Here is a 13478-nt window from a genome sequence, read left to right as displayed (position 1 = left end):
ACCATGAAAAAAATAACATTTCGTATCAATTTTAATTTGATAAAAAAAGTCGTTAGTCTGTGTGATGCTTTGAAAAGTTTGTTTTTGTGGTAGTTACATTTGTTAGGAGTAAATTTTATCAAATAAATCTTTGTATTTTTCCATAACAATTTTACGTTTCAATTTCATTGTCGGGGTCAGGTGTCCGTTGTCAGGTGTCCAGATTTCAGGTGTCAATTGGAATTTTTTAATTTGTTCCCAATGTCCAAATTTGCAATTGATTTCGTCTATTTCTTCTTGAATGCGGTCAATTACTTTTTGGTTGTTTACAAGTGATTCGTTGGTGTTTCCAATGTCAACCTTGTGAATTTTAGCCCAATCTTTAACGAATTCAAAATTAGGCTGAATAAAAGCGGCAGGCATTTTTTGACCGTCACCGATGACCATTATTTGTTCGATGAAACGAGATTGTTTCATCGCGTTTTCAATAATTTGGGGTGCAATGTATTTACCACCAGAAGTTTTGAACATTTCTTTTTTGCGGTCAGTGATTTTCAGGAAGCCTTCAGCGTCTATTTCACCAATGTCTCCTGTATGGAAATATCCATCTTCAATTACTTCGTTGGTTTTGGTTTCATCTTTAAAATATCCTAGCATGACGTTAGGACCTTTGCATAGAATTTCTCCATCGGCAGCGATTTTTACCTCTACATTGCGAATGGGTTTTCCAACAGTTCCTACTTTAAAACCGTTGTTTCTTATGTCATTTACCGCTATTACAGGAGAGGTCTCAGACAAACCATAACCTTCCATAACTGGGAGTTGAGCAGCAGCAAAAATGCGTGACAGTCTCGGTTGTAAGGCGGCACTTCCTGATACCATAATTTCCAGATTGCCTCCTAATCCTTCTTTCCATTTACTAAAAATAAGTTTACGGGCAATTTTGAGTTGGAACTCATACCACCTGCCATTTATTCCATAAGGTTCGTAACGTAATCCTAAGTCTATTGCCCAAAAAAACAATTTACGTTTTATGCCTGTAAGTTCGCTGCCTTTTGCGTATATTTTGTCATATACTTTTTCTATAAGTCTTGGCACAGCAGTGATTACAGTAGGTTTGACTTCTTTAATATTGTCGCTAATTTTTTCAATAGATTCGCCAAAATAAATGGAAACGCCATAAAACTGGTACAAATAAAGTATCATGCGTTCAAAGATATGGCAAACCGGTAAAAAGCTTAATGCTCGGCTTTTTCCTTCTTCAAAAGGGATTCGAGGGGCGCTGTCCAAAACATTTGAAACAATATTGTTGTGTGATAACATCACGCCTTTAGGTTTTCCTGTAGTCCCTGAAGTGTAAATTATTGTTGCCAAATCTTCTGCTTTGACACTGTTTTTTCTAGATTCTACTTCGTCTTGGTTACTTTCGTCTGCACCTAATTCTAATATTTCTTTCCAGTTTTTACAATTAGGAATGTTGTCAAAACTATAAATTTCTTTTAATAGAGGTACATTGTTTTTTATCTTGCTGATTTTTTGGAATAATTCTATATCCGAAATAAAACAGTAAGAAGCGCCAGAATGATTTAAAATGTATTCGTAATCTTCTTCAGAAATAGTAGGGTAGATGGGAACATTTTGAGCTCCTGTTTGCAAGATACCGATATCCATGACATTCCATTCGGTTCTATTGCTTGAGGAGATGACCGCTATTTTAGCGTCTTTTTGAATTCCCAGTCGTAACAAAGCTCTCGAGACTGCATTAGCTTGAGCTATGTATTCCTGTGTAGAGGTTTTTACCCAAGTTCCATTCTGCTTGATAACAAGCGCGTCAGGAATGTTATTGAATTTATCTTGCTGGTAATACGGAAAGTCGAAAAGTCTGGTTATGGTTGTCATAGTCTGGTTGTATGGTACTGCAAAATAGAAAAAAAAAGTTATTCTTTTTTGAAATAAATGAATAAAATCAAATAAAATTACTTTGCTTCACCACTATATTCTTTGCTTCTTTCTCCAGCAATGAATATTTTCTTTTTATCATAATGAATGGATAATTGTACCGAAGTCCATTTTTCATCAGAATCTAAATCATCTTTGTACCAAAGTGTATAAGCCGCACTGTTAAAACCTTCTTCAAACTTAGGATTTCCATCGGTAGTAGCTTCAATGCCCCAATGGATATTTTTTTTGGACAAATCTTTTGTTTGAAAAATCCCTGTTCCATTGGAGTTTAACAAGACAATAGGTTCAGCTAGTCCATCATATAGGTAGGTTCCATTTATGGAAAAACCTATACTGTTAGTAAGTACGAGGTCTTGATCGTGTATGGTTATTTTTGAGCTGCTGTTTTGAGAAAAAACGACAGTTGATAACAAGAATAAATTCAGAGTAAATGCGTAAATTTTTTTCATTTTGCTGCGTTTAGAGGGTAAACAAATCTAGTGAAATAGTTGTATTTATGAATGCTAAAACTACTTTTTCTTGAGTTTTCTTATTGCTGAAAAGTTTTGGTTTCATTTAAAAAGCCGTAATTTTAGCTTGAATTTGATGGAATATTTAATTCAATTTTTTTAGCATGGTACAAAATAAGCAATTCGTTTTACAAGGAGCATCCGATGAGGAATTTTTGGTTGACATTAGTTATTCTAATGGGTTGAATTCTAAAGGGGTCATCATATTTTGTCACGGTTTCAAGGGATTTAAAGATTGGGGTTGTTGGCAATTAATTGCTGATTATTTTGTAGAAAATGGTTTTTCATTTCTAAAGTTTAATTTTTCTCACAACGGAATGGGAGTAGCACAGTCCGATGATTTTACCCATTTAGACAAATTTGCTGTCAATACTTTGGGAAAGGAAATGGAAGATATTCAAAGTGTAGAGCATTTTTTAGTCAACGAAATCTCTAAAGTATTGCCTGAAGTTAATACCAATAAAATTTTTATTATCGGACACAGTAAAGGTGGTGTTTCGGCGTTGTTATATTGTACACAATATCAAACCAAAATATCAAAAGTGGTGACTTGGGCAAGTCCTTTTGATTTTCATCGCAATTGGAGTTCAAAATTCATTGAGAAATGGAAGGCCGATGGTATACAGTACATAAAAAACGCAAGAACCAATCAAATGATGCCTTTGCAGCTTGAGATTTTAGAAGATATGGAAACCAATAAGGAAAAGTACGACTTGAGAAATTGTACTAAAAAACTGGATATTCCGTATTTGATTGTTCAAGGTACCGATGATGCAGCGGTAAAAATGGAAGAATTTAATTTGTTAAAGAAACATTTTACCAAAGCCAAAACTCATATTATCGAAGCTGCTAATCACGTTTTTGGAGGCTCACACCCTTATCAAGAGAAGGAATTGACAGAACATACCAAAGAGTTGGTTGCAGTAACGAAAGCATTTTTGTAATAGTATTTTGTTTGAAAAGGAGTGTGTCAATTCGGTCATTATTCAATATAATAAATCTATAATCTGGATTGATGTAAGGACTTTTTTTACCACAAAAAAAGCGGTAAACTTACGTCTACCGCTTTTATAAAATGAATTATGTCCGTTCTGAAATTATTTATTATCAATCCACAATCTAGCATTAACAAAGGCTTCATGCCAAGGTGAAACTTCGTCGTTTCTATCTTTTGGATAATTTGCCCAGTTCCATTGGAAAGTAGAACGTTCAATATGTGGCATCATTACCAAGTGACGACCTGTAGTGTCACACAACATCGCTGTGTTGTAGTCAGAACCATTAGGGTTTGCTGGATAGCTGTCGTAACCGTATTTCCCTACGATGTTGTAGTTTTCTTCGGCTAATGGTAAGTTGAATTTACCTTCTCCATGTGATACCCAAACTCCCAGAGTACTTCCTGCTAAAGTTGACAACATTACTGATTTGTTTTCTTGAACTGTAACAGATGTAAAAATACTTTCGTGCTTATGACTGTTATTGTGAAGCATTTTTCCGTGTACTTCGTGCTCTGGATTGATTAATTCTAATTCCATAAACAACTGGCATCCGTTGCAAATACCTACTGAAAGTGTGTCTTCTCTTTTGAAGAAATTTTTCAAAGCGGTATTGGCTTTTTCATTGTATAAGAAAGCACCGGCCCAACCTTTAGCTGACCCCAAGACGTCTGAGTTAGAAAATCCTCCTACAACTCCAATGAATTGTACATCTTCTAAATTTTCGCGACCTGAAATCAAGTCGGTCATGTGGATGTCTTTCACATCAAATCCAGCCAAATACATGGCATTAGCAAATTCACGCTCAGAGTTACTTCCTTTTTCACGAATCACTGCTGCGATTGGTCGTGGTTTTGAAGTGTCAATTACTGGCTTTTTACCTGTAAAATGTGCTGGGAAAGTGAATTGTAATGGTTGGTTTTTATAGTTGTCAAAACGCTCTTGAGCCGTTCCGTTTTTAGATTGTTTTTGGTCTAAAAGGAAAGAGGTTTTGTACCAAATATCTCTATACTTATTGATATCAAGTTTACATGGTCCAAAATCTAAAGTAGCTTCGCTAGTTGCTGAACCTAATTTGAAGAATTCCACTCCGTTTTTATTCAATTGTGCTTCAACAGTTGCATCGTCTTTAGCTTGGAAAACAACCGCAATATTTTCAGCGAAAAGGTATTTGATAATGTCTTTTTCAGCGAAAACAGAGAAATCAATTTTGGCTCCCAAATTCACATCAGCAAAACACATTTCCAATAAAGTCGTAATCAAACCACCACTGCCAATATCATGACCGGCTAAGATTTGGTTATCGCCAATTAAATCTTGTAAACTATTGAATGCTTTTTTGAAGAAAGCAGCGTCTTTAATTGTTGGAGCATTCGTTCCAATTTTGTTCAAAGTTTGAGCAAAAGAAGAACCTCCTAATTTGAACTCATCTTGTGATAAGTTGATATAGTAAATTGAACCACCGTCTTTTTGTAAAACAGGCTCTACTACTTTTTTGATATCGGTACAATGTCCAGCAGCTGAAATAATTACCGTTCCCGGTGCGATTACCTCGTCATTAGGATATTTTTGTTTCATTGATAGGGAATCCTTTCCAGTAGGAATGTTGATTCCTAATTCAATAGCAAAGTCAGAACATCCTTGTACGGCAGCATACAAACGAGCGTCTTCACCTTCGTTTTTACAAGCCCACATCCAGTTAGCAGACAATGAAAGCCCGTCCATTCCACCTTTAATTGGTGCCCAAACAATGTTTGAAAGCGATTCAGCAATGGCAGTTCTACTACCCGCAACAGGGTCAATTAATGCTGCGATAGGAGAGTGGCCAATAGATGTAGCGATTCCTTCTTTTCCTAAGTAATCTAAAGCCATCACACCACAGTTGTTTAAAGGCAATTGTAAAGGTCCTGCACACTGTTGTTTGGCGACTCTTCCGCTGACGCAACGGTCCACTTTGTTTGTTAGCCAATCTTTACAGGCCACTGCTTCAAGTTGTAATACTTGCTCTAGGTAAGTGGCAATATTGTTTTTATCGTAACTTACATCCTCATATTTTCGGTCGATGGTTTTGTCTGTGATAATCGTTTTTGGAGAACTACCAAAGAAATCTTCTAAAGCGTAATCCATAGGTTTGGCACCTGTGATTTTTGATTCAAATGTAAAACGGTGGTCACCAGTTACATCACCTACTTGGTACATTGGGGAACGCTCACGATCAGCAATGCGTTGTAAAGTATCAATGTCTTTTTTGGCGATTACTAATCCCATTCTTTCTTGCGATTCGTTTCCGATGATTTCCTTAGCAGAAAGTGTTGGGTCTCCAACAGGCAATTTGTCTAAATCAATCAATCCACCGGTATCTTCAACCAATTCAGAAAGACAGTTTAAGTGTCCACCTGCACCGTGATCGTGAATGGATACAATAGGGTTGATGTCGCTTTCTACTAAACCACGAATGGCATTGGCAGCACGCTTTTGCATTTCTGGATTCGAACGTTGGATAGCATTCAACTCAATACCTGTGCTCATTGCACCTGTATCAGCCGATGAAACTGCTGCTCCACCCATTCCAATTCTATAATTTTCACCACCAAGGATAACAATTTTGTCTCCTTCTTGTGGTTTGTGTTTGATAGCTTGATCTAATTTTCCGTATCCAATTCCACCCGCTTGCATGATTACTTTGTCAAAACCTAGTTTGCGAGCCTCTTCTTCATGTTCGAAAGTCAATACAGAACCTGTAATCAAAGGTTGACCGAATTTGTTTCCAAAGTCAGAAGCTCCATTCGAAGCTTTGATTAAGATATCCATCGGCGTTTGGTACAACCATTTGCGTTCTGCAACCGCATTTTCCCATGGACGATTTTCTTCTAATCTTGAATACGAAGTCATGTAAACAGCTGTTCCTGCTAGTGGCAACGAACCTTGTCCTCCTGCTAAACGGTCACGAATTTCACCTCCCGCTCCAGTTGCTGCTCCGTTGAAAGGCTCAACTGTTGTTGGGAAATTATGTGTTTCGGCTTTTAAAGAAATAACAGAGTCAAAATCTTTAGTTTCATAAAAATCGGCTTTGTCAGCGCTTTTTGGCGCAAATTGTTGCACTTTTGGTCCTTTTACAAAAGCTACATTGTCTTTGTATGCTGATACGATATCACCAGGGTGTTCCTGTGATGTTTTTTTGATTAATTTAAAAAGAGAAGTTTCTTTTTCTTCGCCATCAATTACAAAAGTACCGTTGAAAATTTTGTGACGGCAGTGCTCTGAATTCGCTTGAGAAAAAGCAAAAATTTCAGAATCCGTTAATTTACGACCTAATTTAGTCGCTAAATTATTCAAATACTCTTCTTCTTCAGTGCTTAAAGCCAAACCTTCTTGTTTGTTATAAGCGGCAATATCATCAATTTCTAAAATTCCTTCTGGCTCAATATTGATGGTGAAAATATCTTGATTTAATTCAAAATATTTTTGAGACAACATAGGGTCAAAATCGGTAAAATCTACAGTTACAGGGTGAAATTCTTCTATTCTGATGATTCCAGGAATCCCCATGTTTTGAGTGATTTCAACGGCATTGGTACTCCAAGGAGTAATCATGGTTGCACGAGGACCAACAAAAAAATCCGTCAATGCGGATTTTTCTATTTTATTTGCATTGGCAAAAAGCCAGTTTAGTTTTGATATGTCTTGAGCCGAAATTTCGTTTTGCGTTTGAACGGCATAAACGGTTTTGCTTTGGTTTTCAAAGAAATGAATCATTGTTTTGTATTTGATGAATTACGGTGCAAATTTAGTTTAAAAAAGTAGTAAAGACAAGAGCCAAAACAAAAGTATTTTTATAATTTTTTTGGAAATTCTTTACTTTGATAAGCTCCTAAATCAGGAGGTAAAGTTCTGGTTGTCCCCGTAATGTCAAAAGGGATGTTGTGTGTGGGATTCCCTTTTGCGAAAGCGCTAGAAGTATTGTCAATATTGAAATCGTTTTGTGTAGGTTTGTAAAATTTAGGGTCTTTATTGAGTATTATTGCATTGTAATGAGTAGGATCGGTTGCAAATTGGTACAATGGATTGGTTGATGTGCCAAAGAATTTGATGAGGCAATTATTAAAAAGATATTCAAAGGCAGCGCCGTCCTTTTTGTTTAAACTCAAATGGTTTGAGTAAGAACCATAAATGATACAGTTGTTAAAGGTTGCTTGTGATAGGTTTTTTAACTCAGGTGTTGCTCCAAATTCGAAGTTATTAATACTAACCGAAGTTGGGCTATTCCCGTTCCAATTGTTGTTAAAAGTACAATGTGTAAATTTATAATCTCCTCCATAGTTTAGAGCCAAACTTGCTTGTCCAGCCGAGTTTATAACGATATTTTCACCTTCGATTTTGGCATTTTTGGCTAATAGCCCGTAATTGGTACAATCATAAATTTGGGTGTTTTTGATTGTCATCGTGTTACCTTGATTGTTCTCAATCAGTAAACCGATTGTAGCATTTTTTAAAGTTAGGTGATTGATGGCGTTGTTTTTTGTTTCGTTTCTTAACCATATCGTACCCCATTGTCCAGCGATGTCAGAATATAGAGGCTCTAACCGATCTCCTTCAAAAACAACTTCTCCTTCAAGAGCTCCTGTAGTTGATGTTGTTCCGTTAATTTTCAGACTTGCATCTTTGGATACAATTAATCCAGAATTGGCGTGAAAATGAACTCTTGCGCCCGCATCAAAAGTGACTGTTTTGCCTTCTGGTACTGCTGCATAACCGTAAATTACATAGGGTTTTTGATTAGTGAATAGGAGTTCATTACCATTAATAGGGTCGTTTTCATCTAAGAAAAAACCATAGGTGTCTTCACCGTCAATTGTAAGGGTTTCAGTAGTTCCGTTATTGAATTTTTGAGGATATAAAAAAACAGCATCTTTAATCAGGGTCACTAAGGCTACTTTTTGCTGATTCGAACCGCTGTCAAATTCGATGTCGTCTGTGTATAAAAAGTCAGCAGTACTAGCATCATTAGTGTTTGCTGTTGTTTCAATAAAGATATAGATGCTGTCTTTGGCTAAAAGCGTGATGTTTTCAAATTCTTTTCCTTGATTTCCGGTCATTCCATCAACGGTCATTCGGTATTTTGAGTTTAATCTTTTACCGAGTTTTATAGTTGGGATATTGATATCGCTTTTGGACTGATTGTATACTTTTAATGTGTAAGTACTAGAGCTTAGGGTTGAAAATACCGTATCTAGAAAGATAGTATCTCTTGAAAAGCTAAGGTTTCCTTTGCTAGCGATAGTTTCAAAATCAGAACGACATGAACAAATGAAAATAAGAATTCCTAGAATCGCTAAAAAAGAAAATGGACGCATTGATTTAGTTTTTTTGTAAAAATAGAAAAAAACTAAATCTATATAGGTAAGATTTTTAATAAATAGGTGTATAAATCCAAATCTATTTATTATTTTGCTAGTTTAGTTTTACTTATTTTTACAATCTTTTAATAAAAAAAGTGATTACAATGTTTGATAAAGAGAAAACATTAGCGGCTTGTAACGCATTTACTAAAAATACTTTGATGGAAACGTTAGGCATCGAATATGTTGATGTTTCAGAAGGATTTTTGGTAGCTAAAATGTTTGTTGATTCTAGAGTGCACCAGCCTATGGGATTTCTTCATGGTGGCGCAGCAGTTGCTTTGGCTGAGAGTGTAGGGAGTATGGCTTCGCATCTATTTATTGACAGAGAAGCGCAAGAAGTAAGAGGAATTGAGATTTCAGCGAATCATCTTAAAAGTATTCGTGAGGGCTATGTTTATGGAACAGCCAAGATTATTCATAAAGGCAGAACAATCCATTTATGGGAAATAAAAATTACAGACGAACAAGGGAATTTAATTTCATTATGCAAATTGTCGAATATCGTTTTAGATAAAAAGAAGACCTAGTTAGCATTGACTTTATTAATTTTTCATTAAATAGATAATTTATGATTGATTTTTTTATAAAAGTGAAACAGCAAGAAGCGCAGCATTTGCCATTTGTAATTTTTAAGAAACCAAATAAGAAAAAGTTAGTTGGTTTTTTTCAAAAAAATGATCATTTGTATTTTGCGGAAAATTTTAAAGAGAAAGGTTTTGTTTTTGCTCCATTTGAAGGTAGTCAAATGATTTTAATACCTAAGGAGCATTCTGTTAAATGGGAGGCTAGGATGCCTTTGAATGAAGCTGTTTTAAACTCTGGGATAGATAAAGTTCAGGAAGAAGATCCTTCTGAAAAAGCACATTTTGAGGTATTAGTTCAAAAAGGAATTGACGCTATACAACAAGGGATACTTAATAAAGTGGTTTTGTCACGTGAAGAAATGGTTGCTGTGCCTAATTTTGATTTGATTAAGGTGTTTAAGAAATTAATCGAAAATTATCCTGCAGCTTTCTGTTATTGCTGGTTTCATCCCAAAATTGGTTTGTGGATGGGGGCAACACCTGAAAGATTGTTGAAAGCAAATAAAGAAAGATTTTATACCATGGCTTTGGCAGGGACTACAACTGGCGATGATGCTGAGAATGTGGTTTGGAATCAAAAAGAAATGGAAGAACAGCAAATCGTGACCGATTTTATTCTTGAAAATTTAAAAAACATCACTTCAGAAATTGCAATTTCGAGTCCTTATACGTTGAAAGCTGGAAACTTACTGCATATTATTACGGATATTGAAGGAGTGATTAATCAACAATCAAATTTGAGTCAAGTGGTAGCGGTTTTACATCCCACTCCTGCGGTATGTGGCTTGCCTAAAAAAGCGGCTAAAGACTTTATATTAACTCATGAGGGATATGATAGAAGCTATTACACAGGATTTTTGGGGGAATTGAATATTAAGGAATTTGATAAACATAGAACAAAGTCGGATTTATACGTAAATCTTCGTTGTATGCAGGTAAAAGATAAGCAGGCACATTTGTATATAGGGTGTGGGATAACTAAAGATTCCAACCCTGAGAAAGAGTGGAAAGAAAGTGTTAACAAAGCACAAACCATGAAAAAAGTATTGTAAACTTTTTTTTTGAAAAATTAATGAATGACTCCAAGATGAATATTGGAGAAAAAAAATAAATAATGAAATTAGATATATTGGCCTTTGGAGCACATCCAGATGATGTAGAGTTAGGATGCTCAGGAACTATTTTAAAAGAAATATCGTTAGGTAAAAAAGTTGGAATCGTTGATTTAACTAGAGGAGAATTAGGGACGCGAGGCTCTGCAGAAATCAGGGATCAGGAAACAGAGGCCGCGGCAAAAATATTGGGTATTTCTATTCGCGAAAACTTAGCGATGCGAGATGGTTTTTTTGTTAATGATGAAAAACACCAAAAAGAAATCATTAAAATGATTCGGAAATACCAACCCGAAATCGTGTTATGTAATGCTATTGATGACCGTCATATCGATCACGCTAAAGGGAGTAAATTAGTTTCTGATGCTTGTTTTTTATCAGGTTTGATGAAAATTGAAACGGATTATAATGGAGAGCGTCAAAACGCATGGAGACCTAAGGTAGTGTATCATTATATTCAGTGGAAAAATGTAGAGCCCGACTTTGTGGTAGATATTACAGGGTTTACAGAAAAAAAGATTGAATGCATTTTAGCATATAAGTCACAGTTTTATGATCCTAATTCTAATGAACCGGAGTCTCCAATAAGTTCAAAAAACTTTTTTGAAAGCCTAAATTATCGCTCAAGAGACTTAGGAAGGTTAGTAGGAGTAGATCATGCAGAAGGTTTTACGGTTGAAAGATATTTGGCTGTCAATAGTTTAGGGGACTTGAAGTGATTTTATTGATTTTTTTTCTAAAAAAGGTTTGTAGAACTCAAGTTTAGTTGTATATTTGCAACCGCAAAGCAAATGGTGGTTGTAGCTCAGCTGGTTAGAGCATCGGTTTGTGGTGCCGAGGGTCGCCGGTTCGAACCCGGTCATCCACCCAAAATGTAAAAGCCTCGAAGTAATTCGAGGCTTTTTTTGTATTTAAGTGAACGTTGGGTGGGGTCAAATTATTTTATCTAAATTTTAGTCCTTTTTTATACCCCAACCTTGCCCATTTTTAGTCTACCAAACCATATCTATGGACTTTCAGTTCATAATGATTTAGTTTTGCATAAAAAAGATTCTGCTGAAAAAACGTTTATGTTTCTGTTTTCAAAGTAGATTTATGTTGATTGTTATTTTCTTCTTCTTTCTAGACTAACTAAATTATTTGCTTAATCCCCAATTTTTGTTCTTGATCCAAGAAAAATCAGGTATTGATATTTATTATTAAAATACTAAAATATACATTTTACTATATTTTCCACAACATTTTGTCTTGATCTTGTTAAATTATTTTTGTAAGAATAATATATATTTAAAAAATAAATAATGTATTTCGTCGATTATTTTGTGTTTTTTATCGGTTAATTGTATATTTTTGGATTAGAAAATAAAACAAGAGTTAATTACAAACATATTAAAGTTTTTTGCCCCACAATCTACTTTAAACTTAAACTACTACAGTTATGAAAGCAAATTTACTTCGTCTAGTATTACTTACTACAGTTATCTTTACAATGAATTCTTGCTCTTCTGATGCTTCTGAAGCTACTGCGGATAACGCAACGAATCTTACCGCCAAAGTTGTGGACTATGACTATAATGAAATGGAAATAGCAACTATGAATTTAATTAATGAGTATCGTGTTAGTGTTGGTTTAAGTACTTTAGAAAGAATCAATCATATTTCTTTTAAATCAGAAGAACACGATGATTATATGATAACAAATAAAGTAGTTAACCATAATAATTTTGTAGCACGTTCAGAAAATATTATTGCAGTACTAGGTGCAAAAAAAGTAGGTGAGAATGTAGCATACAATTTTAAAACTGCTGAATCTGTAGTTGCTGCCTGGTTAAATAGTCCAGCTCATAAAGAAAATATTGTTGGAAATTATACTCATTTTGGAATAGCTATAAAAACTGATCCAGAAACAGGAAAAAAATATTATACTAATATTTTTGCAAAAATATAATCATTGTTTAATTTTAAATTTCAAAAATATGAATAAAGCGAAGAAAGTATTTTTTAGAACTAGTAAATTATTTTGGAAATTAATAACGAGATAAATTAAAATCAGCTTTTTTTAAATTTTAGAGTAAAGTTAATTTGTCCTTAGAGCATAAAGGTTGCTATACTAAATTGGTATTTCAGCCTTTTTTATTTATGATGTAAATTAAATTAGTACATCCATTCCTTCTTTTTTTAATTTTTAAAAAAATGCTTTATGTGGGAATTTAAATAAAAAAATAATAATCAAAAAAAAACCACTATAAGAAAAATTCCAAATTAGTGTTAAAAAGATGTATTTCGTCGATGTTTATGTATGTTATAACCCAAACGTATGTATGTTTGATTCAGTTAAATCAAAAATAAAAGAGAAATATGCTATAAAGTTACTTCACTAATTTTATGAATTTTATGAATAGAAATTTTTCTCGTGTTCTTATATTAAGTTCACTTTTTTTTGTTTTTAACGCCTGTACTACTGATGCTGCAACAAATGAATCTATCACTTCTACTAATGATTTAAAAACCCAGAAAAATGTAGGTTATACTTATTCTAGTCTTGAATTAGAAACATTGGATATTATAAATAATTATCGAAAAAGTTTGGGTTTAAAGACTTTAGAGAAAATAAATTATATTTCTATCAAATCAGAAGAGCATAATGACTATATGATTTCTAATAACAGTATTAGTCATGATAATTTTTCAATACGTTCTGAGAATATAAAAGAAGTTCTAGGTGCCGAAACTGTAAACGAAAATTTAGCTTTTAATTTTAATACTGCTGAAGGTGTTTTAAGTGCTTGGTTAAAAAGTGATGTTCATAAAAAACAAATAATAGGTAATTTTACTCATTTTGGTATTGCGATTAAGGCAGAACCAGTATCTGGAAAAAAATACTTTACTAATATTTTTGTTAGAATTAGATAATTAAAAAAGGGGAACTCCCCTT

General features: G+C 34.2%; 10 protein-coding genes and 1 tRNA gene. 7 read left to right on the top strand and 4 right to left on the bottom strand.

The window, feature by feature from the left end:
• Positions 1-102 precede the first annotated feature (102 nt).
• A complete protein-coding gene (locus ACNH59_RS00090) occupies positions 103-1878 on the bottom strand; it encodes an AMP-dependent synthetase/ligase (protein WP_418263433.1) in 1776 nt (591 codons plus the stop codon).
• 77 nt (positions 1879-1955) lie between these two features.
• Positions 1956-2390, bottom strand: coding sequence for a hypothetical protein (locus ACNH59_RS00085; RefSeq protein ID WP_418263432.1), 435 nt, complete (start codon positions 2388-2390; stop codon positions 1956-1958).
• A gap of 164 nt (positions 2391-2554) precedes the next feature.
• On the opposite strand from ACNH59_RS00085, the gene ACNH59_RS00080 reads away from it, so the two are divergent.
• A complete protein-coding gene (locus tag ACNH59_RS00080) occupies positions 2555-3394 on the top strand; it encodes an alpha/beta hydrolase family protein (protein WP_418263431.1) in 840 nt (279 codons plus the stop codon).
• A 153-nt stretch (positions 3395-3547) separates the two neighbouring features.
• On the opposite strand, the gene purL is transcribed toward ACNH59_RS00080, so the two are convergent.
• Both purL and ACNH59_RS00070 read right to left on the bottom strand, forming a co-directional pair.
• Positions 3548-7201 (bottom strand): phosphoribosylformylglycinamidine synthase, encoded by a 3654-nt coding sequence (purL, locus tag ACNH59_RS00075; RefSeq protein ID WP_418263430.1) that lies wholly within the window; start codon positions 7199-7201, stop codon positions 3548-3550.
• Positions 7202-7278: 77 nt separating this feature from the next.
• Positions 7279-8799, bottom strand: a complete 1521-nt coding sequence (locus ACNH59_RS00070) for a right-handed parallel beta-helix repeat-containing protein (protein WP_418263429.1) — start codon at positions 8797-8799, stop codon at positions 7279-7281.
• A 149-nt stretch (positions 8800-8948) separates the two neighbouring features.
• On the opposite strand from ACNH59_RS00070, the gene ACNH59_RS00065 reads away from it, so the two are divergent.
• The 6 genes from ACNH59_RS00065 to ACNH59_RS00040 all read left to right on the top strand — a co-directional run bounded on the left by ACNH59_RS00065 (position 8949) and on the right by ACNH59_RS00040 (position 13456).
• Positions 8949-9374, top strand: a complete 426-nt coding sequence (locus ACNH59_RS00065; RefSeq protein ID WP_418263428.1) for a hotdog fold thioesterase — start codon at positions 8949-8951, stop codon at positions 9372-9374.
• 41 nt (positions 9375-9415) lie between these two features.
• Positions 9416-10483, top strand: a complete 1068-nt coding sequence (locus ACNH59_RS00060; RefSeq protein WP_418263427.1) for an isochorismate synthase — start codon at positions 9416-9418, stop codon at positions 10481-10483.
• Between the two features lie 62 nt (positions 10484-10545).
• Positions 10546-11262 (top strand): bacillithiol biosynthesis deacetylase BshB1, encoded by a 717-nt coding sequence (bshB1, locus tag ACNH59_RS00055; RefSeq protein ID WP_418263426.1) that lies wholly within the window; start codon positions 10546-10548, stop codon positions 11260-11262.
• 75 nt (positions 11263-11337) lie between these two features.
• Positions 11338-11411 (top strand) — tRNA-His (locus tag ACNH59_RS00050).
• Between the two features lie 570 nt (positions 11412-11981).
• A complete protein-coding gene (locus ACNH59_RS00045) occupies positions 11982-12491 on the top strand; it encodes a CAP domain-containing protein (RefSeq protein WP_418263425.1) in 510 nt (169 codons plus the stop codon).
• A 446-nt stretch (positions 12492-12937) separates the two neighbouring features.
• A complete protein-coding gene (locus tag ACNH59_RS00040; RefSeq protein ID WP_418263424.1) occupies positions 12938-13456 on the top strand; it encodes a CAP domain-containing protein in 519 nt (172 codons plus the stop codon).
• Positions 13457-13478 lie beyond the last annotated feature (22 nt).

Source organism: Flavobacterium faecale, from assembly GCF_048320115.1.
Taxonomy (GTDB): domain Bacteria; phylum Bacteroidota; class Bacteroidia; order Flavobacteriales; family Flavobacteriaceae; genus Flavobacterium; species Flavobacterium faecale_A.
This window is presented reverse-complemented; position numbering and strand designations above follow the sequence as displayed.

Coding starts and splice junctions, on each gene's coding strand:
- ACNH59_RS00090 (WP_418263433.1), bottom strand. CDS start 1,878: ATGACAACCATAACCAGACTTTTCGACTTTCCGTATTACCAGCAAGAT.
- ACNH59_RS00085 (WP_418263432.1), bottom strand. CDS start 2,390: ATGAAAAAAATTTACGCATTTACTCTGAATTTATTCTTGTTATCAACT.
- ACNH59_RS00080 (WP_418263431.1), top strand. CDS start 2,555: ATGGTACAAAATAAGCAATTCGTTTTACAAGGAGCATCCGATGAGGAA.
- purL (WP_418263430.1), bottom strand. CDS start 7,201: ATGATTCATTTCTTTGAAAACCAAAGCAAAACCGTTTATGCCGTTCAA.
- ACNH59_RS00070 (WP_418263429.1), bottom strand. CDS start 8,799: ATGCGTCCATTTTCTTTTTTAGCGATTCTAGGAATTCTTATTTTCATT.
- ACNH59_RS00065 (WP_418263428.1), top strand. CDS start 8,949: ATGTTTGATAAAGAGAAAACATTAGCGGCTTGTAACGCATTTACTAAA.
- ACNH59_RS00060 (WP_418263427.1), top strand. CDS start 9,416: ATGATTGATTTTTTTATAAAAGTGAAACAGCAAGAAGCGCAGCATTTG.
- bshB1 (WP_418263426.1), top strand. CDS start 10,546: ATGAAATTAGATATATTGGCCTTTGGAGCACATCCAGATGATGTAGAG.
- ACNH59_RS00045 (WP_418263425.1), top strand. CDS start 11,982: ATGAAAGCAAATTTACTTCGTCTAGTATTACTTACTACAGTTATCTTT.
- ACNH59_RS00040 (WP_418263424.1), top strand. CDS start 12,938: ATGAATAGAAATTTTTCTCGTGTTCTTATATTAAGTTCACTTTTTTTT.